Genomic DNA, 22,470 nt, shown 5'->3' on the forward strand with positions numbered 1-22,470 from the left:
CCGGATCACTCCTCGAACTGGCTGTAGTCGGTGACCGTCGGACGGATCTCCACCGACGTGCCCGGCAGCTCGAGCATGGGCCACGTGCGCGCCAGCGCGATCGCCGCGTCCATGTCGGCGACGTCGATCAGCGTGAATCCGCCGATGACCTCCTTCGCCTCGGAGAACGGGCCGTCGACGACGACACCGCCGCCGCGCACCGTCGTGGCGGTGTCGGCCGGCTGCAGTTCCGCTCCGGAGTCGATGATCTCGGCGTCGTGCTCCTGGAACCACTCGTAGACCCGCCCGTAGACCTGCTGGGCACGGGCGGGGTCGACCTCCGCATCGAGCGCGGGGGTCGAGGTGAACATGATGACGTACTTCACGGCCGTGTCCTTTCGTCATGGGAACCGTTTCATCCCCACAGCGAACGGACAAGTCCGATTTCGACACCGCGCCGACATCCGATCGCAGACGTCGCGCCGACCGGCGTCAGCCGAAGAGCTTCACCGGGTTGACGATGTCGGCGAGGATCAGCACGGCGCCCATGACCACGAGCGCGACGACGACGACGAAAGTCACCGGCACGAGCTTCGTGGCGTCGACGGGCTTCGGCGGCGGCCGGCGGAAGAGCTTCGCCCAGGCGCGCTTGAGGCCGTCCCACAGGGCGACGACGACATGGCCGCCGTCCAGCGGCAGCAGCGGGATGAGGTTGAAGACGAACAGCGCGATGTTCAACGAGGCGAGCAGGCCTAGCAAACTCGCGACACGGTCGAGCACCGGAGCGTCGACGGCGGCGACCTCGCCGGCCAGGCGCCCCGCACCCACGACCGACAGCGGGCCGTTCCGGTCGCGCTCCTGCCCGGTGAACATGTCGACCGCGGTCTGGTACACCTTCACCGGCAGCTGCCAGATGATGCCCATCACGGCACCGGTCTGCTCGATCGCCGCTTCGGGCCCCGCCCAGATCGGCTGCGGCACGTAGGCGACGGTCGCGGTCATCCCGACGAAGCCGACCTCCGCCGTCGTCACCTGGCCGTCCTCGCCCTGCACCTGCCGCTCGGCGAGCATCGGCGTCACAGTGAGCGTCTGCTCGCGCCCGTCCCGCTCCACGACGATCGGGAGCGGCTCGTCGGGCGAGGCCTGGATGATCGCCGACGCCTCGGCGAAGGTGTCCACCGGCGTGCCGTCGACCGACACGATGACGTCGCCCGGCTGGATGCCGGCCGCGGCGGCGGGCGAGGCGGGGTCGCCGCTCTCGCACTCGGTCTGCGTCGTGCCTGCGGGCAGCACGCACTCGTTCACGGCCGCCACGGTCGTCGTGGCCGTCTGCAGGCCGATACCGCTGACCACGATCGTCATGAGCACGATCGCGAGCAGGAAGTTCATGATCGGCCCGCCGAGCATGATGATGATCCGCTTGTGGACGGGCAGCTCGTAGAAGACGCGCTTCCCGTCCGATCCCGCGAGCGTCTCGTCGTTGGCGGTGCGGGCATCCTGCACCATCGTCGCGAAGAAACCGCCGCCGGCACGCCCCTCGGTGCCGCCCGCGGCACCGCCGTCGGCCGCGGCGGCGACGTCCTTCGGCGAGGGCGGGTACATGCCGGCCATCGAGATGTAGCCGCCGAGCGGCAGCGCCTTCACGCCGTACTCGGTCTCGCCGAACGTGCGCGACCACAGCGTCGGACCGAATCCGATCATGTACTGCCCGACCCGCACGCCGAACGCCTTCGCGGGCAGCAGATGCCCGATCTCGTGGAGTGCGATCGAGACGGCGAGGCCGACGACCAGCAGCACGACTCCGACGACGAAGGCGATGACGGTCACGAAGGGACAAGGTACCCCCGTCGGCTTTGAATCCGCCGTGCCGACGCGCAGCGGGATGCGGCTCCGCGCCCCGGTAGGCTCGAGGCGTGATCTCGGGGCGGATGACGATGCGACAGGTGCGCGCGCTGCGCGGCGCCGCGGCGTCCGCCGTCGCCGTCGTCATCGCCGCGGTCTCCCACACGATCGGCGGCGGGACGCCTCCCGCCCCGTGGCTCGTTCTGGCCGTCGCCCTGCTCTCGTGGCCCGTCGCGACGGCGCTCGTCGGGCGCCGCCCCTCCGTCCTGCGCACGTCCGCGGCCGTCGCGGCCGCGCAGGTGCTGCTGCACGTCGCGTTCGCCGCGGTCGGCGACGGGGCGCCGTATCTCGCCCACGATGCGCACAGCGCGCACGCGCACGCAGCGATGGCCCTGTCGCCGGCGGCGGAGATGGCCATGCCCCATCTCGATCCGACGATGCTGCTCGCACACGCGGTCGCCGCGATCGTCACCACGGTCCTCCTCGTCCGCGGCGAGCGGATGCTGCGCGCCGTCGCGCGGGGGATCCGGCGTCTGCTGACGCGCCCGCCGATCGCCGCGCCCCGCATCGTCCGGCCGCGCACGGTCGCCGTCACCGAGCCCGCGCCCCCCATCGCCGTCCTCTTCCTGTCGACGCTGTCCCGTCGCGGACCCCCCGCGCTCGCGCGCTGAGCACCGTCCGCTGCCTGATCGCGCGGTGCCGGGCGCATCCGGAACCCCATCGGCACCGAACAAGCGACATCCGCGTCGCACAGCATCGCGCGCCCGCCGCGCACACACAGACAAGAGACGTCATGACCACTCGCACCCCCGCCCGCCGCACCCGCCTCGCCGCCGCCGGCGTCATCGCCGGAGCCGCCCTCGTGCTGGCCGCTCCCCTCGCCGCCTCCGCCCACGTGCACGTCACCCCCGAGGACAGCGGCGCCGGCGCCTCGACCCGCCTGTCCTTCAGCTTCAGCCACGGCTGCGACGACTCCCCCACCACCGCGCTCGTCTTCGACGTCCCCGAGGGCATCGACGGCGTCACCCCGGTGCTCGACGGCGCCTGGACCATCTCCCGCGAACTCGGCGACGACGGCATCCCGACGCAGGTGACCTACACCGCCGTCACGCCGGTCGAGACCGGCATCGCGGCCGCCGTCGCCATGGATGTGATCTTCGCCTCCTCCGCGGCCGGCACCGATGTCGCCTTCCCCGTGCTGCAGCAGTGCGAGACGGGGTCGACCGACTGGAGCGAGGTGGCCGCGGACGGTGCGGATGCGGAGTCGCTGGAGGCGCCCGCCCCGATCGTCGCGGTCGGCGACGTGGTCGAGACCGACGGCCACGGGCACGCGGCATCCGACGGCCACGCCGACGAGGCGGCATCCGACGACCACACCGAAGCCGCCGCGACGACGACGGATCCGATCGGTCTCTGGCTCGGGGGCGGCGCGCTCGTCGTGGCCGTGGCCGCCCTCGTCATCGCGCTCACGGCCCGCCGCCGGGCCTGACACCCGCACCACCCCTCGCGAAAGGTCGCGACACGCCGCCGACTCCGCTCGGCGCACGGCGTGTCGCGACCTTTCGCCGGTTCAGGCACCGGGCTGCGGGCGGGGCGGGGTGAGAGGATGGTCAGGCTATGAGCACGCCCACCGGTTCGAACCTCCCGCCCGTCCTGCGCCCCGCCCGTCCCCCGCGCCGCGCGCTCGGCGATCTCGCGGCCCGCTTCGGCGGGGAGGTCGTCGGCGATGCGACCGGCGTCGTCGTCACCGGCATCACCCTCGCGACCGCCGACCTGCGTCCCGGCGAGGCCTTCGTCGCCCTGCGCGGGGTCAACCGCCACGGCGCCGAACTCGCGCAGACGGCCGTCGACGCCGGCGCGGCGGCGATCGTGACCGATGCCGACGGCGCACGGCTCGCGGCGGATGCCGGCGTGCCGATCGTCGTCGTCGACCACCCGCGCGCGCTGCTCGGCGAGCTGTCGGCCTGGGTCTACGACACGGCCGACGACATCCCGCTCACGCTCGGGACGACCGGGACGAACGGCAAGACGAGCGTCACACACCTGCTGGCCGGCATCCTCGGCCAGCTCGGCGTGACGGCGGGGCTCTCCTCCACCGCCGAGCGGCACATCGCCGGCGAGGTGATCGTCTCGCGCCTGACGACGCCCGAAGCGTCCGAGTTCCACGCCCTCCTCGCCCTCATGCGCGAGCGCGGCGTCGAGGCGGTCGCCGTCGAGGTGAGCGCACAGGCCCTGTCGCGTCACCGCGTCGACGGCGTCGTGTTCGACGTCGCCGGATTCACCAACCTCAGCCACGACCACCTCGACGACTACGCCGACATGCGCGAGTACTTCGAGGCCAAGATGGCCCTGTTCAGCCCGGAGCGCTCCCGTCGCGGCGTCATCAGCCTCGACTCCCCGTTCGGTGTCGAAGTCGCCGCGCGCAGCGCCGTTCCGAGCGTCACGATCCTCACGCCCGCGATCGCCCCCGACCCCGGCGCCGCCGCGGACTGGACCGTCGACATCCTCGACGAGCGTCAGGACGGCACCGAGTTCGCGCTGCGGGGGCCCGGCGGGCGCACGCTCACGACCACGGTCCCCGTCATCGGACCGCACATGGCCGCCAACGCGGGTCTCGCCATCGTCATGCTCGCCGAGGCCGGCTACGCGTGGGAGCGCCTCGTCACCGCCCTCGACGGCCGGCGCATCGACGCGCACCTGCCGGGGCGCACCCAGCGGGTCTCGGGCGATCGCGGGCCGGCGGTGTACGTCGACTTCGGCCACACCCCCGACGCGTTCGTCAAGACGCTCGCGGCCGTCCGCCGCGTCACGCCGGGCCGGGTCGTGATGCTCTTCGGCGCCGACGGCGACCGCGACAAGACCAAGCGGCTCGACATGGGCCGCACCGCGATCGACGGCAGCGATCTGCTCATCGTCACGGACCACCATCCGCGCTTCGAAGATGCCGACAGCATCCGCGCGACCCTGCTCGAGGGTGCGCGCGCCGCCGCTCCGGATGCCGAGATCCTCGAGTTCTCGCCGCCCGAGCGGGCGATCGTCGAGGCCGTCGCGCGGGTCGGCGAGGGCGACGCGATCCTGTGGGCGGGACCGGGACACCAGGACTACCGCGACATCCGCGGCGTGCGCACCCCGTACTCCGCGCGCGAGCTCGCCCGTCGCGCGTTGCAGGATGCCGGCTGGCCCGTGCCCGAGCCCTCATGGACGGTGCCGTACCCGGCCGACGAGACCCCGCTGTCGGACCCGTCGCGCGACTGGCGCTGATCCTCACCACTCCCCTCGCCCCTTGTGGTCAGTCCACAAGGGGCGAGGGCGTTCTCCGGGTTCTCCCTGCGCTTCCGAATAAACCCGGCGCTGTGGTCGGACCACGGGAGTAGCCTGGCGGAGACAGGTTCCCACGAGGATCGAGGAAGCGAATCATGACCACCGTCACCCCCTCCGCACAAGACGCGCAGCCCGCCGCCTGGAACGGCTTCACCGCCGGTCCGTGGCAGGACGAGATCGACGTGCGCGACTTCATCCAGCGCAACTACACGCCGTACGAGGGCGACGCCGCCTTCCTCGCCGGCGCCACCGCGCGCACCACGCGCATCTGGGACACCCTGTCGGCGATGTTCCCCGCCGAGCGCGAGAAGGGGATCTACGACGTCGACCCGCACACTCCGGCGGGCATCACCTCCCACGGCCCCGGGTACATCGTCGAGGGCGAGGAGGTCATCGTCGGCCTCCAGACAGACGCGCCGCTCAAGCGCGCCATCATGCCCAACGGCGGCTGGCGCATGGTCGAGGGCGCACTGGAGACCTACGGCTACGAGGTCGACCAGACCCTGAAGACGGTCTTCACCGAGTACCGCAAGACGCACAACCAGGCCGTCTTCGACGTGTACTCCCCCAACGTCCGCGCCGCGCGCAGCTCGCACATCATCACGGGCCTGCCCGACGCCTACGGCCGCGGCCGCATCATCGGCGACTACCGCCGCGTCGCCCTCTACGGCGTCGACCAGCTCATCGCCGCGAAGAAGGTCGACAAGCTCGGCCTCGACACGCAGCCGTTCACCGAGACGATCGCCCGCGAGCGCGAGGAGCACGCCGAGCAGATCCGTGCGCTGCAGGAGCTGAAGCAGATGGCGGCCTCGTACGGCATCGACATCTCGGGCCCCGCCACGACCGCGAAGGAAGCCGTGCAGTGGCTCTACTTCGCCTACCTCGGCGCGGTCAAGGAGCAGAACGGTGCGGCGATGTCGCTCGGGCGCACCTCCACGTTCCTCGACGTGTTCATCCAGCGCGACCTCGAGGCCGGCCTCATCACCGAGTCCGAGGCGCAGGAGATCATCGACGACTTCGTCATCAAGCTGCGCATCGTCCGGTTCCTGCGCACCCCCGAGTACGACGCCCTCTTCTCGGGCGACCCGACGTGGGTCACCGAGACGATCGGCGGCATGGGCGAGGACGGTCGTCCGCTCGTGACGAAGAACTCGTTCCGCTTCCTGCAGACCCTCTACAACCTGGGTCCGGCCCCGGAGCCGAACATGACGGTCTTCTGGAGCCCGTCGCTGCCGCAGGGGTTCAAGGACTACTGCGCGCAGGTGTCGATCGACACCTCGGCCGTGCAGTACGAGTCCGACGAGGTCATCCGCCCGGCCTGGGGCGACGACGCCGCCATCGCGTGCTGCGTGAGCCCCATGCGCGTCGGCAAGCAGATGCAGTTCTTCGGCGCGCGCGTCAACCTCGCCAAGACCCTGCTGTACGCCATCAACGGCGGCCGCGACGAGGTCTCCGGCAAGCAGGTCTCGCCGATCGCCCCCGCCGTCGCCGACGGCCCGATGTCGTACGACGACGTCATGGCCAAGTTCGACAGGACGATGGACTGGCTCGCCGAGACCTACGTCGAGGCGCTGAACTGCATCCACTGGTCGCACGACAAGTACGCGTACGAGCGTCTCGAGATGGCCCTGCACGACAAGGACGTGCTGCGCACGATGGCCTGCGGCATCGCCGGGCTCTCGGTCGCCGCCGACTCGCTGTCGGCCATCAAGTACGCCACCGTCACGCCGGTGCGCGACGAGCGCGGTATCGTGGTCGACTTCACCACCGAGGGCGACTTCCCCACCTACGGCAACGACGACGACCGCGCCGACGGCATCGCCGTCGACCTCGTCGAGCGTTTCATGGCGAAGATCCGCAAGCACCCGATGTATCGCGACGCCCTGCCGACGCAGTCGGTGCTCACGATCACCTCGAACGTCGTCTACGGCAAGGCCACCGGCAACACCCCCGACGGCCGCCGGGCCGGCGAGCCGTTCGCACCGGGCGCGAACCCGATGAACGGCCGCGACACGCACGGCATGCTCGCCTCGGCCCTGTCGGTCGCGAAGCTGCCGTACTCCGAGGCGCAGGACGGCATCTCGCTCACCAACACCGTCGTGCCCGCCGGTCTCGGCCGCACGAAGGACGAGCAGGTGCGCAACCTCGCCGGACTCCTGGATGCTTACATCGGCTCCGAGGGCTACCACATGAACGTGAACGTGCTCAACCGCGAGACGCTCCTGGACGCCATGGAGAACCCGGAGAACTACCCGCAGCTGACGATCCGCGTCTCGGGCTACGCCGTGAACTTCGTGCGGCTCACCCGCGAGCAGCAGCTCGACGTGCTCTCGCGCACCTTCCACGGCGCGCTCTGAGCGACGCCCCCACGCAAGGAGAGGACGACATGGCTGCGACGATGCTCCGTCAGCACCCGTGCACGCCGCTCCCCCTCCCCGCCGACGCGGTGCGCCTGGATGTCCCCGTCCAGGCGCCCGCCGTCGCGCGGCGGGCCGGAGCCGGACTCGACGGTCTGCACGTCGAGGACGTCGACCACCACGAGCGGCTCACGGCGATGCGGGAGGGCCGACTCGGCTCGGTGCACTCGTGGGAGCTCGTGACGGCGGTCGACGGCCCCGGCACCCGCCTCACGGTGTTCCTCAACGGGTGCCCGCTGCGGTGCCTGTACTGTCACAACCCCGACACCTTCGCGATGCGCGACGGACAGCCGGTCACCAGCGACGAACTGCTCGCACGCGTCGCCCGGTACCGTGCGGTCTTCGCCGCGACCGGCGGCGGCCTGACCCTCTCGGGCGGCGAGGTGCTCATGCAGCCCGCATTCGCCGGCCGTGTGCTGCGGGGCGCGAAGGAGCTCGGTGTGCACACCGCCATCGACACCTCCGGTTATCTCGGCCAGAACGCGTCCGACGCCCTGCTGGACGACGTCGACCTCGTGCTGCTCGACGTCAAGAGCGGCGACCCCGCCACCTACCGCCGCGTCACGGGACGCGACCTCGAGCCGACGCTCGCCTTCGGGCGACGCCTGGCCGAAGGCGCCGACGGACCCGAGGTCTGGGTGCGGTTCGTGCTCGTGCCGGGTCTGACCGACGACGCCGACAACGTCGAGGCCGTCGCCGCCTACGCCGCCGAGCTCAACAGCATCCGCCCGGGCACGGTCACCCGCGTCGAGGTGCTGCCGTTCCACCAGATGGGCCGCGACAAGTGGCAGGCGCTGGGACGCGAGTACGAACTCGACGACACCGAGCCCCCGTCCCCCGAGCTGACCGAACGGGTGCGCGACCGGTTCCGCGCCCACGGTCTTCCGACCTACTGATCGTTTACCCGACCGATCACTGGGGACCCGCACGACGGGTCCGGCACCAGCCCGTCCCCCCGCTTCCGGGGCGGGCTGGAGCCGTGTCCGGGGACGGATCGCCTCCGGTCAGGCGGCGATGATCCGGTCGGCTTCGGCGCGCGCCCAGCGCTCCGCCTCGGCGAGGCTCTCCCGGGTCAGCTCGTCCGGCGCGTCGTGCGCGTCGACGACGCGTGCGACCGTCTCGACGATGTCCGGGAAGCGCAGGGCGCCCTCGTGGAACGCATCGACGGCCTGCTCGTTGGCGGCGTTGAACACGGCGGGATACGTGCCTGCCGCGCGCCCCACGTGCTTGGCCAGGGCGACGGCGGGGAAGGCCGTCTCGTCGAGCGGCTCGAAGGTCCAGGATGCCGGAACCGTCCAGTCCAGCGGCATGCCGACGCCGGCGACGCGCTCCGGCCACTGGAGGCCGAGCGAGATGGGCAGCCGCATGTCGGGAGGAGAGGCCTGCGCGATCGTCGACCCGTCGACGAACTCGACCATCGAGTGCACGATCGACTGCGGGTGCACGACGACGTCGATCGCGTCGTAGTCGACGCCGAACAGCAGGTGCGCCTCGATCACTTCGAGGCCCTTGTTGACGAGCGTCGCCGAGTTGGTCGTGACGACCCGCCCCATGTCCCACGTCGGGTGCGCGAGCGCCTCGGCGGGGGTGACTCGCTCGAGGTCGGCGCGGCTGCGGCCGCGGAACGGGCCGCCGGATGCCGTGAGCACCAGCCGGCGCACCTCCGCGGACGTTCCGGAGCGCAGCGCCTGCGCGATGGCGGAGTGCTCCGAGTCGACCGGGACGATCTGCCCCGGGGCGGCGAGCGCCGTCACGAGGTCGCCGCCCACGATGAGCGATTCCTTGTTGGCCAGCGCGAGGGTGCGCCCGCACTCCAGCGCGGCGATCGTGGGACCGAGCCCGACCGAACCGGTGATGCCGTTGAGGACGACGTCTGCGTCGACGTCGCGCACGAGCCGCTCCGCGTCGGCGGCGCCGATCGCGGTGTGCGTCACGGCGAACTCGGCCGCTTGCGCGGCGAGCAGGTCGCGCTGGGATCCGGCGGCCAGCCCCACGACCTGGAAGCGGTCGCGACGGGTGCGGATGACGTCGAGGGCCTGCGTGCCGATCGATCCGGTGGAGCCGAGGATGAGGACGCGGCGCATGCCGTTCAGCCTAGCCGTGGACCCGGGTGCGTCCCGGGTCCACGGCCGGAGGTCACTGCTGGCCGGCGTTCACCTTCTGGGCACCGAGGATGTCGACGACGAACACGAGCGTCTCGCCCTTGAGGTCGGTGTCGTTGATCTCGCCCTCGCCGTAGCCGTCGGCCGGCGGGATGACGACCTCGACCTGCGAACCGACGGGGAAGCCCTCGAGCGCCTTCTGGAATCCCGCGACGAAGCTCGTCGTGGCGCCGGCGTAGGGGGTGCCGCCTTCCTTCCACGTCTCGTCGAAGACCTCGCCGTTGGACCAGCGCACGCCGGAGTACTGGATCAGCACGTAGTCGCCGGACTGCACGACGTAGCCGTCGCCCTGCTTGAGCGTCGCGACCTGCGTCTCGGTCGGCGCGGCGGCATCCGGGATGGTGATGGTCGGGGCGCCGTTCTCGGCGAGCTCGACGGCGGGCATGCCGGCGGTGGGCTCCTGCGGGGCGCCCCACGCCGCGGTCGGCACGGTGCCGAGCAGGTCGACGATGTACACCTCGGCGCCGGAGGCCTGGGTGGTGTCGGTCGCCTCGCTGGCCGGGAAGGTCGCGACGACGCGCTCACCGGGCTTGCCGCAGCCGAGCAGCTGGCCGAGGGGGTTGTCGGGCGAGATCTGGGCGGGCATGACCTCGCCCGGCTCGTAGCCGACCGTGACGAGCTTCTCGCCGGAGTCGGCGCTGTAGGCGGTGAGCGCGTACGAGATGAAGTCGCCGGCGGCGACCGCGTCACCCGCTCCCTCGTCGATGACCGTGGTCTGCAGGTCGGAGATGTCCAGCGGCGCGCTGAAGGTCGCCTCGGAGGGCGTACCGGGGTCGCCCGTCACCGTGACGGCCTCGGATGCCGCACCCGTCGCGGCCTGGGCGCCGCACAGATCGGCGGCCGCTCCCGACGCCGACGGCGAGGCGCCGTCGCCTCCGTTCCCGGAGCAGCCCGCCAGCAGGACGATCGACACGGCGGCGGCGGAAAGGGCGGTGATGCGGCGCAGGCGCACGGCGGAACCTCACAGGATCGACAGAAGGGGACCCCGCCATCCTCCCCCATATTCTTCTGCCCCGCCTGTGAGCATCGGCGCCGCCCTTTTGCATGGCGGGAGCGGAATGGATTCGGGAGTACCCTCTTCTGGTGACCGAACAGCAGGGGCCGTCGCCCGCCGAGCAGGCGCCGGAACCCGAGGAGGTCGGGGGCGTCGGTCTCACCTACTACCTCGGCCGCTGGGGTCTCGCCCCGCTCACGCGGCTCGTCTACCGCCCGCGCATCGAGGGGCGGCGCAACATCCCGCGTCGCGGGCCGGTGATCCTCGCGAGCAACCATCTGTCGTTCATCGACTCGTTCGTGATCCCGATGTACGCGCCCCGCCCGGTGTACTTCCTCGCGAAGTCGTCGTACTTCGAGGGCAAGGGCTTCTCGGGCTGGGTCAGCCGCACCTTCTTCACGGCGATCGGCGCCACCTCGGTGCGCCGCGGTGCGGGCCAGGCGGCCTTGGACGCGCTCGACCAGCAGCGCCGCATCCTCGCGTCGGGACGGGCCGTCGCGCTCTACCCCGAAGGCACGCGCTCCCTCGACGGGCGGCTCTACAAGGGCCGCACCGGTGTCGCGTTCCTCGCGCTCGAGACGGGCGCGAAGGTCGTGCCGGTGGGTCTGGTCGGCACCAACGAGGCGATGCCGGTCACGGCGAAGTGGCCGCGGACGAAGCCGCGCGTCACGATCCGCTACGGCGAGCCCATCGATCTGTCCCACCACGGCCCCGCCTCGTCGGGTCGCGCGCGGCGGCTCGCGACCGACGAGATCATGGCGGCGATCCACGAGCTGTCGGGTCAGGAGTTGGCGGGCACCTACAACGAGGCTCCGGCGCAGAACCCCGTCGAGCGCATCAAGCAGGTCCTCCCGCACGAGCGCCGCTGAGGCGCGTGGCGTGACTGCGGGCGTCGCGCGTCGGGCGCCCCGGGCGCCCACCCCGGCGTCAGGATGCCGCGACGGTGATCTGCGGCTCGTGCCGCACCGGGAAGTTGACGCTGTTCGCGATGAAGCACCACTCGCGCGCCTGCCGGTGCGCCGCCGTGGCGGCATCCACCATCGACGACTCCGCGACGACGACACGCGGGCGCAGCACCACTTCCCGGAACGCGCCCCCACCGCGGCCGTCCTCCACCATCGTTCCAGTCGCGTCGTCTTCGTAGGAGACGACCACGACGCCGGCCGTGACGCACGCGTGCAGGTAGGACAGCAGGTGGCATTCGCTGAGGGAGGCCAGCAGCAGGTCTTCGGGGTTCCACTTCGACGGGTCGCCGCGGAACGGCTTGTCGCTGGATGCCGCGACGTCGGGCTTGCCGGCCACGGAGAGGGTCACCGACCGGTCGTAGTCGCGGTAACCGGACGTGCCGGTGCCGCGGTTGCCGGTCCATTCGGAGCGCAGGGCGTAGTGGTGCTCGCCGATCATGCCGCCAGTCTCGCACGCCCGTCCGACTCGGGTCGCGGCCGGCCGCGGCGTTAGGCTGGGCGGGTGCCGCAGACCTTCTCCGTGTCCTCCTCGGTCGAGCTCGCCGTCGTCGAGCGCAGTGGTTTCATCGAGTCGCGGCACGCCGGGTCGGCGATCGTGCTCGACTCCGAGGGCGTCGTCATCGACACACTCGGCGACGTCGATCAGCCGATCCTCCCCCGCTCGAGCCTGAAGCCGCTGCAGGCGCTGGGCTGCCTCACCGCAGGCGCCCCGCTGGAGGGCCTGCCCCTGGGACTGGCGACCGCGAGCCACTCCGGCACCGACCGGCACGTCGCCGTCGTGCGCGACATCCTCGACGCCGCGGGCCTCGGCGAAGACGCCCTCCGCTGCCCGCCGTCCTGGCCGGGCGACACCGCCACACGCGACGAGCTCGTGCGCGAGCGGCTGCAGCCGGAGCGGGTGCGGATGAACTGCTCGGGCAAGCACGCGGCGATGCTGCTGACCTGCAGCGTCAACGGCTGGGACACCGCCACCTACCTCGACCCCGAGCATCCGTTGCAGGCCCACATCCGCGAGGTGATCGAGCGACTCACCGGCGCGAAGGTGTCGGCCACCGCGATCGACGGATGCGGCGCCCCCGTGTACGGCATGAGCCTCGCCGGACTGGCGCGCGCGGCGCACCGGATCGGCACGGCGTCGGAGCGGTCGCCGTTCGCCCTCCACCGCCATGCCGGCGCCCTCGTGCGCACCGTGCGCGAGAACCCGTGGACGATCGACGGCCCCGGCCGTGCCGACACGATCGCGATCGAGCGCCTCGGGGTGTTCACGAAGGGCGGCGCCGAGGGCGTCATGATCATGGTCGCCCCGAACGGCACCACGACGGCGCTCAAGGTGCTCGACGGCAGCGGACGCGCCGCGACCGCGATCGCGCTCGCCCTGCTCGTGAAGCACGGCGCCCTCGCCGCGGGCGAGGTCTCGGCGACCCTGGCCGCCCTGCCGCTGTCGATCCTCGGCGGCGGCGTCGAGGTCGGCGCCATCCGCGCCACCGTGTGAGTCGGGGCGCCTCGGGTCGCCTTCGCGTCGCCCCGAGTGTGTCACGCGAACGGTCGGTTCCTGCCTCTCGGGGCAGCACTCCGTGTGACACGTCTCGCGACCACGTCCCACGAACGGCGCCCACCGGCGTCCCGCACCGGCACTTTGCGTGACACGCCGGCCCTCGAGACCGCGGTCAGCGCGGCAGCCGGATGCGGCGCACGGCGCCGTCGCGCACGAGCCACCCGGAGCCGGGCGCGGCGTAGGGCGGGAGGTCCCGGATGCCGGTGACGGCTCGGAAATCCGCCGCGCACGCGGCATCGATCACCAGCACGCCGGCGTCGCGCGTCTCGGTCAGCGTGCGCCAGTGGGCGACCCACTGCTCCGCCGAGCCGACGAGCACCCCGCGCGTGCCGGCGACGGCCTCGGCGACGAGGACGGCGACGCGCTCCCAGGCCGCCAGGACGGCGGCGCCCGCGGTCGCGGACGGCACGACGAGCCCGACGAGGTCCTCGCCGTGCGGATGCCACGGCGAAGGCGTGCGCGTCCGCGTCGGCGCCGGCGGGTCCACGTACGCGAGTTGCACGGTGCGGCGCGCCCACACGGCCCGGCCCGGGCCGGCGTCCGGCGCGTGGTCGGCGGCGTCCCCTCCGGCGGCGACGAGGTCGGCACGGCCCGCGTGGGCCAGCAGGATGCGCTCGGGCAGCAGGTCGACGATGCGGGCGACGGCGGCGGTCGGGCGCTGCGCGGTGACGGCGAGACGGATGCCGCGCGCGCGGCCGTCGCGCGCCAGCAGCTCCAGCCGGTCGCGGGCGGCCGCGGCATGGTCGGCGGGGAGCCGCGCCAACAGCAGGTCGAGATCGTCGACGAGCACCACGCCGCCGGGCTCGGCCTCGTCCAACGCGGCGATCGCGTCCCAGGCCGTCTCCGGATCGGACCCGACGCGGTGGACGGCGGCGGCCTGCGCGGCGATGGCATGCAGTACCGTGCTGCGCCCGCTGCCCGCGCGCCCGAGCACCGCCAGGCCCGCCCCTTCCGGCAGGTCGACGATCGGCTGACGCTGCCGCGCCGGCTCGTCGGCTACGCCCAGGACGATCCGCCCCGGCACGGCGAGCCGGGCGAGCGGGATGCGCGCCGGAAGCGCGGGCAGCCAGGGTCGGCGCACGACGGTATCGGGCTCTCGTGCCGCGACGGAGGCGATGAGCTCGGGAGTCGCACGCGCGATCCGCACCGGGGTGGGCGCGTCGTCGCCCGCGCGCCGCACGAGCGCCACCCCGAGGTCGGCCGGGCGCCCCGACAGCCGCGCCGCCGCGTCGGAGCCGAGCACGGTGCGCGAATCGCCGGGGTCGGTGACGCGCAGCGCGATGCGCAGCGGCGCGTTGGCGAGGACGCCCTCCCGGAACGCGCCCGCCGCCCGCTGCGAGGCGAGCACCGCGTGCACGCCCAGCGCCCGGCCGCGCGCGACGATGTCGGCGAACAGATCGTGCACGGCCGGATGGGCGGCGGCGAGCGCGGCGAACTCGTCGACGACGACCACCAGTCGCGGCAGCAGGTCGGGCCGGTCGGCGAGGTCGCGCGCACCGGCGTCCGCCAGCACGCGCTCGCGGTGCAGCAGCTCGGCGCGCAGGCTCTCGACGGCGCGGACGGCGCCGGCCATGTCGAGGTCGGAGACGACACCGGTCACGTGCGGCAGGGCGCGCAACGGGTCGAACGCGCGTCCGCCCTTGAAGTCGACGAGCAGGAACGTCACACGGGAGGGCGGCGCGTGCGCAGCCAGCGCGACGATCCACGACGTCAGCAGCTCGCTCTTGCCCGACCCGGTGACGCCGACGACCACGGCGTGCGGACCGTCCGCGACGAGGTCTACGACCCCCGTGCCGCGCTCGGCCACGCCGATCGCCGCCGCCAGCCCCGCCGCGCCGTCCGGCGCCTCGTCCAGCAGCGCCGCCAGCGTCGGCGCCGCGCCGGAACGGCGGCCCAGCGACGCCTCCGCCCGTGCGGCGAGCGCCGCCACCATCCGCACCGTCTGGTCGCGCGAGGCCGCCTCGATCCGCACCTCCGTCGTCGTCCCGCCGTGGTCGAGCCTCGCGCGCCCGGCGGCCTGCATCGTCAGCACGGCACCGCACCGCGGCGGGGGCGGCGCCCCGGGCGCGACCCGCACGATCGGGATGTCTGCGCCGTCCGGGACGGCGTCGCCCGGTTCGCCGAGCCACACCGTGCGGCCGCCCACCGTGTCACGATGAGGTGCCCCGTCCCACGGCCCCGCCGGCTCCACGCGCAGTCGCGCGTCGGCGGGCGGGAGCATGCACAGCACCTGCAGCGTCAGCGCGCGCACCACGGCGGCCGCGACGATCGGCGGGCCGACGACGGCGATGCCGGCCCGGACGGGTACGGTGACCGGCACCTCCGCGATGACCCGCGCGGCGCGGCGCACCTCACCGGCATCCGCATCGCCGTCTCCCCCGCCGACACGAAGCGTGCTGGCGGCCTCTCCGGATCCCACGACGATCATCTCTTCGCGGCCGGGCACCGCTCGCCATATCTCGGCGGGGTCGGCGGCGTAGCGCTGCAGGTCGGGGTGCCGCGCCCACCGCTGCGCCCGCTCCCCCGCGTGCCGGTGCGCGACCTCCGCCGTGACGCGCACGCGCTCCGCCGCGGCATCGGTGCGTGCCCGCCGCCGCCCGCGCCGCTGCGTGCGCCGTGCGTCCCACACCGCGCCGAGCGCCATCAACGGCCCGAGCGCGGCGAACCACAGCGCGTACGGCGACTGCGTCACGGCCCACAGCACGACGGCGCCGACGACGGGCACGAGGGCCGAGGCGAGCGGGAAGGATGCCGGGGCCGACGGTGCCGGCGCCGACGACAGCGTCAGCGGCGTGTCGTCGTCGGGCAGCACCGACGACACGGAAGTCACCGATGCCACCGACGCCGACCGCGACGACGTCGGCCGTGCGGCATCCGCCGGCGGCCTGGATGCGAGGGGGCGGAGGCGGACCATCGCCCCATTCGAGCACCGCCCTCGGCACCCCGGCCGGACGACGATGCGGATCGGCGGAGGATCGGGGAGAACCCGCCTCAGTCGGTCGTTGGGGAGGAACCCCGACGGGCGACGTCGAGCACGATGATCGAGATGTTGTCGCGACCGCCGTTCTCCAGCGACGCCTCGAGCATCGCGTCCACCGCGTCGGCCGGGTCGGCGTTCTGCAGCAGGAAGTGCAGGATGCCGTAGTCGGTGAGCTCCTTGGTGAGCCCGTCACTGCACACGACGAACCGGTCGCCGTCGACGACGTCGAGGCGCACGTAGTCGGGCTCGACACCGTCGGTCGGGCCGACCGCACGCGTGATGACGTTGCCGTACGGGTGGTTCTCGGCCTCTTCGGGGCTGAGTCGTCCCGCAGCGATCAGCTCCTGCACGACGGAGTGGTCGGTCGTGATCTGCGCGAGCGCGCCGTCCCGGAACAGGTAGACGCGCGAGTCTCCGATGTTCAGGGTCACCCAGGTCGGCTCGTCGTCGTCGGTGTCGAGGAAGACGCCCGTGACGGTCGTGCCGGTGCCCTCGTCGGTGGCCTCCGGGTGCGCCCCGATGTCGTTCACGGCGCGGGCGAGGGCCTTCTCTATCGTGGCGGGACCGACGTCGCCCTTCGCGGTGACCGCACGCAGCCGCTCGATCGCGCTCGAGGAGGCGATCTCGCCGCCGACGTGGCCGCCCATCCCGTCGGCGACGACGAACAGCGGGTACGCCGCGAGGACGGCATCCTGGTTGATCTCGCGCCGCCGGCCGGTGTGCGTGGCTTCGGCCCACGACAGCTCCAGCGCGCCGCCCGCGATCGGGACGGTGCGCGTCGAGGTCGTGGTCTCGGTCACTGCGCTCTCTTTCCCTGGCCGGCAGTGCGTCCGTGCGCGCGATCGCGCGGCACGGAGCGTCTTCACACTCTAGTGGACGGCTCGCTCCCGGCCTCGTCGTCCGCGCCCACCGGGGCCTCGAACTGCGCGTCGTACAGCCGCCGGTAGGCGCCGCGGGCCTCGAGCAGCTCGCCGTGCGCCCCCTGCTCGACGATGCCGCCGTTCTCCATCACGAGGATGAGGTCGGCGTCGCGGATCGTCGAGAGTCGGTGCGCGATCACGAACGAGGTGCGATCGCGCCGCAGCCGCGACATCGCCCGCTGGATGAGCAGCTCGGTGCGGGTGTCGACCGAGCTCGTCGCCTCGTCGAGGATGAGGATGCGGGGATCGGCGAGGAAGGCGCGCGCGATCGTGACGAGCTGCCGCTCCCCGACCGAGAGGTTCGTCGCCTCGTCGTCGAGGACCGTGTCGTAGCCGTCGGGGAGGGCGTGCACGAAGCGGTCGACGTAGGCATCGGTGGCCGCCGCGACGATGTCCTCCTCGGTGGCGTCGGGCCGCCCGTAGGCGATGTTCTCGCGGATGGTGCCGGCGAACAGCCAGGCATGACCGCGGGGAACATGATCGCCATCAGGTTGCCGGCGCGCAGCCCCGTGACCATGACGTCGTCGCTCGCCGCGCGGAACCGCGCCCGCTCCTGGTGTTCGCGCACGAAGGCGCGCACGACGCGGATGCCGGTCAGCTGTTCGCGCAGGATCTGGTTGAGGCGGTCGATGCGCGCCTGCATGAGGCGGAACGCCGGGACCATCCGCACGACGATGAGCGAGACGATGATCAGCAGCACCGGGATCGCGACGACCATGAGCCACGACAGGCCGGCATCCTGCTGCACCGCCATGACGACACCGCCGATGGCGAGCATGGGGGCGGAGACCATGATCGTCGCCGACATCTGCACGAGCATCTGCACCTGCTGCACGTCGTTCGTGTTGCGGGTGATCAGCGACGGGGCGCCGAAGCGGCCGACCTCCCGCTGCGAGTACGCGACGACGCGGTGGAACAGGGCACCGCGCAGGTCGCGGCCCGTCGCCGTGGCCAGGCGCGAGCCGAAGTACACCGCCACGACCGAGCACACCACCTGCACGAGGCTGATGCCGAGCATGACGGCGCCGGTCGACCAGATGTAGGGGATGTCGCCCTTGACGACGCCGTCGTCGATGATGTCGGCGTTGAGGGTGGGCAGCAGCAGCGAGGCTATCGACTGCGCCAGCTGGAAAACGATGACGAGCAGGATGAGCGGCCATGCGGGTCGCAGGAATCGCACGAGGAGTCGGCCGAGCACGGCTCGACGCTACGCCCGCAGGCGCCGGGGCTTCACGCATGCGGGGCCGTGCATGTCGCCGGGGCGCGCGCGAGGCGGGTGGATCGCTAGCCTGGGGCCAGCATCGCCGAAAGGACCCGCCATGGCCGACGAGACATCGACTCCTCCCCCGCTGCCCGATCAGCCCGCCGCGCAGGCCGCCCGGTCCGCGGCACCCGCCGCCGCACCCGCCGCGCCGTCCGCGCCCGCCGCGGACGCGGGCCTCGGCGTCGACGACACCGGCGTGCCCCGCCTGGTCGGGGAGGTCGACGACATCGGCCGCGGGTTCCTCAGCGCCCTCTTCGACATCACGTTCTCGACGTTCATCACCCGCCGCCTGGCGAGCGTGTTCTACGTCGTGGGACTCGTGGCGATCGGGATCGGCTTCATCGCCGCGTTCTTCGGCGGGGTCATCGGCGGCATCCGCGCGCTGTGGTGGAACCTCGGCGGCGGGATCTCGCTGATCGTCTCGACCGTGATCGTCGCGCCGATCCTCGCGTTCCTCGCGGTGGTCGTGCTGCGCTTCGTCATCGAGGCGGTCGTCGCCCTCGTCGCCGTGGCCGAGAACACCGAGCGCACCGCCCGCAACACCGACCGCGTCTGAGCGCGGACCCTACGCGAACAGCTCCAGCTCGCCCGGCGCGCCACCGCGCACACGGATGCCGGCGCCGTCTGCCCAGTTGGTGAACGCCGCGAGACTGCGGATGCGGGGGCGCTGCGTCGCGAGGGCGCGCACGAGCGCGCCCTTCGCGTGCTTGTTGAAGTGGTTGAGCGCGCGCACCGCGCCGTCCGCGCCCTCGCTGACGACGCGCACATACGCGGAGGGGATGCCGGCGGGCAGCGGTCCGAGCGCGGCGTACGCCTCGGAGCGGAGGTCGAGCACGAACGGCGCGCCCGTGCCGGCGACGGCGGCGGTCACGGCATCCGCCCACACCCGACGCAGCGCGGGGACACCCGGGAGCGACGTGCCGGCGGCGAGGCGATAGGCGGGGATCGGGTCGAGGGCGCCGACCGGGCCGAAGGGGGCGGAGTGCACGAGCACATGCGCGCCGAGCCAGCGCCGCTCCGTGGCGGCGAGGGTCGAGGCGTCGAGCGCGTCGTACAGCACGCCGGTGTAGCGGTCGACGGCCGGGAGCGTCGGTCCGGTGCGCAGCGCCGCGTTGTCGGCGATGTCGCCGCGCTGCCGCTCGGAGAGCTTCAGGATGCGGGCGGCGGCATCCGGGTCGGCGCTCAGCGCGACGAGCGCGTCGACGACGAGCATGCGCTGCGGCGCGAGGTCCGGGAGGGCGAGCGCATCGAGGTCGAGCGGGCGCGGGCGTCCGCCGGGGCGCTTGGTCTCCGAGGGCGGCAGCAGGATGAGCATGGAAGTCTCCGGGAACGCGAGAAACCACTCCCCGCGCGAGGAATCAGTGCAGAGGCTGTTCCCCGCGCGAGAAGTGGTTTCTCGGCGAGAGTGTCGGTCAGGCGTCGAGCGTCGCGTGGCCGGCCACGATGGTGAGCTCGTCGCCCTCCATCGAGAGGAAGCCGTCCTGAGCCGCGGCCGTGACCTTCGTGCCGTCGGTCTGCGTGATGCGCACCTGACCTTCGGCGAGGATCGCCAGCACCGGCTCGTGACCGCTCATGAGGCCGATCTCGCCCTCGACGGTCTTGGCCACGACGAGGTTCGCCTCGCCCGACCAGACCTCCGCCTCAGCGGAGACGAGGGTGACGGTCAGCGCCATCTCAGCCGTTCTCCTTCTGGATCTTCGCCCACTTCTCCTCGACGTCGGAGATGCCGCCGACGTTGAAGAAGGCCTGCTCGGCCACGTGGTCGAAGTCGCCCTTGACGATCGCGTCGAACGACTCGATGGTCTCCTTGATCGGGACCGTGGAGCCCTCGACGCCGGTGAACTTCTTCGCCATGTAGGTGTTCTGCGAGAGGAACTGCTGGATGCGGCGCGCGCGGGCGACGACGACCTTGTCCTCTTCGGAGAGCTCGTCGACACCGAGGATCGCGATGATCTCCTGCAGCTCCTTGTTCTTCTGCAGGATCTGCTTCACGGCGATGGCCACGCGGTAGTGGTCGGCGCCGATGTAACGCGGGTCGAGGATGCGGCTCGTCGAGGTGAGCGGGTCGATGGCCGGGTACAGACCCTTCGACGCGATCTCACGCGAGAGCTCGGTCGTCGCGTCGAGGTGCGCGAAGGTCGTGGCCGGGGCCGGGTCGGTGTAGTCGTCGGCGGGGACGTAGATCGCCTGCAGCGAGGTGATCGAGTGTCCGCGCGTCGAGGTGATGCGCTCCTGGAGCACACCCATCTCGTCGGCGAGGTTCGGCTGGTAACCGACCGCGGAGGGCATGCGGCCGAGGAGCGTGGACACCTCGGAGCCGGCCTGCGTGAAGCGGAAGATGTTGTCGATGAACAACAGCACGTCCTGCTTCTGCACGTCGCGGAAGTACTCCGCCATCGTGAGGGCCGACAGGGCCACGCGCAGACGCGTCCCCGGCGGCTCGTCCATCTGGCCGAAGACGAGGGCGGTCTTGTCGAAGACGCCCGCCTCCTCCATCTCGCCGATGAGGTCGTTGCCCTCACGGGTGCGCTCGCCGACACCGGCAAACACCGACACACCACCGTGGTCCTGCGCGACGCGCTGGATCATCTCCTGGATGAGGACGGTCTTGCCGACACCGGCGCCGCCGAACAGGCCGATCTTGCCACCCTGCACGTACGGGGTCAGCAGGTCGATCGACTTGATGCCGGTCTCGAACATCTCGGTCTTCGACTCGAGCTGGTCGAAGTTCGGCGCCTGGCGGTGGATGCCCCAGCGCTCGGTGATCTCGACCTGCTCGCCCGGCTCGAGGTTGAGGATCTCGCCGGTGACGTTGAAGACCTTGCCCTTGGTGACGTCGCCGACGGGGACCGTGATGGGGCCGCCGGTGTCGCGCACCTCCTGGCCGCGGACCATGCCGTCGGTGGGCTTGAGCGAGATGGCGCGCACGAGGTCGTCGCCGAGGTGCTGCGCGACCTCGAGCGTGATCTCGGTGGACTCGCCCTCGATGGTGATGGTGGTCTTCAGCGCGTTGTAGATGTCGGGGATCGAGTCGTGCGGGAACTCGATGTCGACGACGGGGCCGGTGACGCGCGCGACGCGACCGACGACCGTGGTGGCGGCTTCGGCAGTGACGTTGGTCATTGTCTGTCTCTTTCGGTTGGTCTTACTTGCCCGATGCCAGGGCGTCGGCGCCGCCGACGATCTCGGCGATCTGCTGCGTGATCTCCGCCTGACGCGCGTTGTTGCGCAGACGGGTGTAGTCGGTGATGAGCTTGTCGGCGTTGTCGGAGGCCGACTTCATGGCCTTCTGGGTCGCGGCGTGCTTGGCCGCCGACGACTGCAGGAGCGCGTTGAACACGCGGCTCTGCACGTAGGTCGGCAGCAGCGCGTCGAGCACCACCTCGGGGCTCGGCTCGAACTCGTACAGCGGGTAGACCGCCTGCGAGCTCGACTCCTCCGCCTCGGAGGCCTCGACGACCTCGAGCGGAAGCAGGCGCACCGATTCGGGGCTCTGCGTCATCATGCTGACGAACTTGTTGTAGACGAGGTGGATCTCGTCGACGCCGCCGTCTTCGCCGCCGCGGTCGTAGGCGTCCAGCAGGGCGCCCGCGATCTGCTCCGCGGTGTTGAAGTGCGGGGTGTCGGTGTCGCCGACCCACTCACCGGCCGCCGTCATGCGACGGAACTGGAAGTACCCGACGGCCTTGCGGCCGACGAGGTAGTACTCCACGTCCTTGCCCTGCGACTTGAGCAGCTCGCTCAGCTGCAGACCCTCGCGGAGGATCTGCGAGTTGAACGCGCCCGCCAGGCCGCGGTCGGAGGCGAAGATCACGACCGCCGACCGGCGGATGACCTCGCGCTCCGTGGTCAGCGGATGCTGCACGTTCGAGTGCGTCGCCACGGCGGAGACGGCCCGCGTCACGGCACGCGCGAAGGGAGCCGACGCGCGAACGCGCGCCATCGCCTTCTGGATGCGCGAAGCCGCGATGAGTTCCATCGCCTTCGTGATCTTCTTGGTCGTCTGAGCAGAGGAGATCTTCTGCTTGTAGACCCGGAGTTGTGCGCCCATGGATTCTTCGTCTCAGACGC

19 protein-coding genes and 2 pseudogenes are annotated in these 22,470 nt (G+C 72.1%); 8 read left to right on the forward strand and 13 right to left on the reverse strand.

Annotated features, from left to right (window positions below):
• Positions 1–5 precede the first annotated feature (5 nt).
• Both C7474_RS10635 and C7474_RS10640 read right to left on the reverse strand, forming a co-directional pair.
• Positions 6–365, reverse strand: a complete 360-nt coding sequence (locus C7474_RS10635; protein WP_121059832.1) for a YciI family protein — start codon at positions 363–365, stop codon at positions 6–8.
• Between the two features lie 106 nt (positions 366–471).
• Positions 472–1,806, reverse strand: a complete 1,335-nt coding sequence (locus C7474_RS10640; RefSeq protein ID WP_121059834.1) for a M50 family metallopeptidase — start codon at positions 1,804–1,806, stop codon at positions 472–474.
• Between the two features lie 86 nt (positions 1,807–1,892).
• Between C7474_RS10640 and C7474_RS10645 the strand changes: the two genes are divergently transcribed.
• From C7474_RS10645 to pflA, 5 genes are all read left to right on the forward strand, one after another.
• Positions 1,893–2,492, forward strand: a complete 600-nt coding sequence (locus tag C7474_RS10645; protein WP_241965208.1) for a hypothetical protein — start codon at positions 1,893–1,895, stop codon at positions 2,490–2,492.
• Positions 2,493–2,614: 122 nt separating this feature from the next.
• Positions 2,615–3,310 (forward strand): DUF1775 domain-containing protein, encoded by a 696-nt coding sequence (locus C7474_RS10650; RefSeq protein ID WP_121059836.1) that lies wholly within the window; start codon positions 2,615–2,617, stop codon positions 3,308–3,310.
• A gap of 128 nt (positions 3,311–3,438) precedes the next feature.
• Positions 3,439–5,082 carry a Mur ligase family protein gene (locus tag C7474_RS10655; protein WP_121059838.1) on the forward strand — a complete coding sequence of 548 codons (1,644 nt, stop codon included), beginning with the start codon at positions 3,439–3,441 and terminating at the stop codon, positions 5,080–5,082.
• A gap of 155 nt (positions 5,083–5,237) precedes the next feature.
• Entirely contained in the window at positions 5,238–7,499 is a 2,262-nt protein-coding gene (gene pflB, locus C7474_RS10660) for a formate C-acetyltransferase (protein WP_121059840.1), read from the forward strand.
• 29 nt (positions 7,500–7,528) lie between these two features.
• Positions 7,529–8,455 carry a pyruvate formate-lyase-activating protein gene (pflA, locus tag C7474_RS10665; RefSeq protein WP_121059842.1) on the forward strand — a complete coding sequence of 309 codons (927 nt, stop codon included), beginning with the start codon at positions 7,529–7,531 and terminating at the stop codon, positions 8,453–8,455.
• A gap of 108 nt (positions 8,456–8,563) precedes the next feature.
• Here the strand turns inward: pflA and C7474_RS10670 are convergent, their stop codons facing one another.
• Positions 8,564–9,643, reverse strand: coding sequence for a 1-deoxy-D-xylulose-5-phosphate reductoisomerase (locus C7474_RS10670; protein WP_121059844.1), 1,080 nt, complete (start codon positions 9,641–9,643; stop codon positions 8,564–8,566).
• Between the two features lie 52 nt (positions 9,644–9,695).
• The gene (locus tag C7474_RS10675; RefSeq protein ID WP_121059846.1) at positions 9,696–10,673 is read right to left on the reverse strand and encodes an FKBP-type peptidyl-prolyl cis-trans isomerase; all 978 of its coding nucleotides are present in this window, start codon (positions 10,671–10,673) and stop codon (positions 9,696–9,698) included.
• A 131-nt stretch (positions 10,674–10,804) separates the two neighbouring features.
• Here C7474_RS10675 and C7474_RS10680 point away from each other — a divergent pair, with 131 nt between their 5' ends.
• Entirely contained in the window at positions 10,805–11,584 is a 780-nt protein-coding gene (locus tag C7474_RS10680) for a lysophospholipid acyltransferase family protein (RefSeq protein WP_241965209.1), read from the forward strand.
• 58 nt (positions 11,585–11,642) lie between these two features.
• On the opposite strand, the gene C7474_RS10685 is transcribed toward C7474_RS10680, so the two are convergent.
• Positions 11,643–12,119: an OsmC family protein gene (locus tag C7474_RS10685; RefSeq protein WP_121059850.1), complete on the reverse strand. Its 477-nt coding sequence runs from the start codon at positions 12,117–12,119 to the stop codon at positions 11,643–11,645.
• A gap of 63 nt (positions 12,120–12,182) precedes the next feature.
• On the opposite strand from C7474_RS10685, the gene C7474_RS10690 reads away from it, so the two are divergent.
• Entirely contained in the window at positions 12,183–13,172 is a 990-nt protein-coding gene (locus C7474_RS10690; protein ID WP_121059852.1) for an asparaginase, read from the forward strand.
• A 175-nt stretch (positions 13,173–13,347) separates the two neighbouring features.
• Here C7474_RS10690 and C7474_RS10695 read toward each other — a convergent pair whose 3' ends face one another.
• The 4 genes and pseudogenes from C7474_RS10695 to C7474_RS15310 all read right to left on the reverse strand — a co-directional run.
• Entirely contained in the window at positions 13,348–16,065 is a 2,718-nt protein-coding gene (locus C7474_RS10695) for an FtsK/SpoIIIE domain-containing protein (protein ID WP_241965210.1), read from the reverse strand.
• 161 nt (positions 16,066–16,226) lie between these two features.
• Entirely contained in the window at positions 16,227–17,015 is a 789-nt protein-coding gene (locus tag C7474_RS10700; RefSeq protein ID WP_121059856.1) for a PP2C family protein-serine/threonine phosphatase, read from the reverse strand.
• A gap of 62 nt (positions 17,016–17,077) precedes the next feature.
• Positions 17,078–17,593: pseudogene (locus tag C7474_RS15305) on the reverse strand (ATP-binding cassette domain-containing protein); the annotation flags it as partial.
• A gap of 2 nt (positions 17,594–17,595) precedes the next feature.
• Positions 17,596–18,333 (reverse strand): annotated as a pseudogene (locus C7474_RS15310) (ABC transporter permease); the annotation flags it as partial.
• A gap of 121 nt (positions 18,334–18,454) precedes the next feature.
• Between C7474_RS15310 and C7474_RS10710 the strand changes: the two are divergent.
• The gene (locus tag C7474_RS10710; protein ID WP_121059858.1) at positions 18,455–18,955 is read left to right on the forward strand and encodes a DUF4282 domain-containing protein; all 501 of its coding nucleotides are present in this window, start codon (positions 18,455–18,457) and stop codon (positions 18,953–18,955) included.
• Between the two features lie 9 nt (positions 18,956–18,964).
• Here the strand turns inward: C7474_RS10710 and C7474_RS10715 are convergent, their stop codons facing one another.
• The 4 genes from C7474_RS10715 to C7474_RS10730 all read right to left on the reverse strand — a co-directional run bounded on the left by C7474_RS10715 (position 18,965) and on the right by C7474_RS10730 (position 22,450).
• Positions 18,965–19,714: a YaaA family protein gene (locus tag C7474_RS10715; protein ID WP_121059860.1), complete on the reverse strand. Its 750-nt coding sequence runs from the start codon at positions 19,712–19,714 to the stop codon at positions 18,965–18,967.
• A gap of 97 nt (positions 19,715–19,811) precedes the next feature.
• Positions 19,812–20,072, reverse strand: a complete 261-nt coding sequence (locus C7474_RS10720) for a F0F1 ATP synthase subunit epsilon (RefSeq protein WP_121059862.1) — start codon at positions 20,070–20,072, stop codon at positions 19,812–19,814.
• Position 20,073: 1 nt separating this feature from the next.
• Positions 20,074–21,522, reverse strand: a complete 1,449-nt coding sequence (gene atpD, locus C7474_RS10725) for a F0F1 ATP synthase subunit beta (RefSeq protein WP_121059864.1) — start codon at positions 21,520–21,522, stop codon at positions 20,074–20,076.
• A 22-nt stretch (positions 21,523–21,544) separates the two neighbouring features.
• Positions 21,545–22,450 (reverse strand): F0F1 ATP synthase subunit gamma, encoded by a 906-nt coding sequence (locus C7474_RS10730; protein WP_121059866.1) that lies wholly within the window; start codon positions 22,448–22,450, stop codon positions 21,545–21,547.
• Positions 22,451–22,470: the final 20 nt, after the last annotated feature.

The sequence above is a fragment of the Microbacterium telephonicum genome (assembly GCF_003651225.1).
Taxonomy (GTDB): domain Bacteria; phylum Actinomycetota; class Actinomycetes; order Actinomycetales; family Microbacteriaceae; genus Microbacterium; species Microbacterium telephonicum.

Bases quoted from the DNA above. Each gene is read 5' to 3' on its own strand.
- C7474_RS10650 (WP_121059836.1), top strand. From the start codon at position 2,615: ATGACCACTCGCACCCCCGCCCGCCGCACCCGCCTCGCCGCCGCCGGC.
- C7474_RS10655 (WP_121059838.1), top strand. From the start codon at position 3,439: ATGAGCACGCCCACCGGTTCGAACCTCCCGCCCGTCCTGCGCCCCGCC.
- pflB (WP_121059840.1), top strand. From the start codon at position 5,238: ATGACCACCGTCACCCCCTCCGCACAAGACGCGCAGCCCGCCGCCTGG.
- pflA (WP_121059842.1), top strand. From the start codon at position 7,529: ATGGCTGCGACGATGCTCCGTCAGCACCCGTGCACGCCGCTCCCCCTC.
- C7474_RS10670 (WP_121059844.1), bottom strand. From the start codon at position 9,643: ATGCGCCGCGTCCTCATCCTCGGCTCCACCGGATCGATCGGCACGCAG.
- C7474_RS10685 (WP_121059850.1), bottom strand. From the start codon at position 12,119: ATGATCGGCGAGCACCACTACGCCCTGCGCTCCGAATGGACCGGCAAC.
- C7474_RS10710 (WP_121059858.1), top strand. From the start codon at position 18,455: ATGGCCGACGAGACATCGACTCCTCCCCCGCTGCCCGATCAGCCCGCC.
- C7474_RS10715 (WP_121059860.1), bottom strand. From the start codon at position 19,714: ATGCTCATCCTGCTGCCGCCCTCGGAGACCAAGCGCCCCGGCGGACGC.
- C7474_RS10720 (WP_121059862.1), bottom strand. From the start codon at position 20,072: ATGGCGCTGACCGTCACCCTCGTCTCCGCTGAGGCGGAGGTCTGGTCG.
- atpD (WP_121059864.1), bottom strand. From the start codon at position 21,522: ATGACCAACGTCACTGCCGAAGCCGCCACCACGGTCGTCGGTCGCGTC.
- C7474_RS10730 (WP_121059866.1), bottom strand. From the start codon at position 22,450: ATGGGCGCACAACTCCGGGTCTACAAGCAGAAGATCTCCTCTGCTCAG.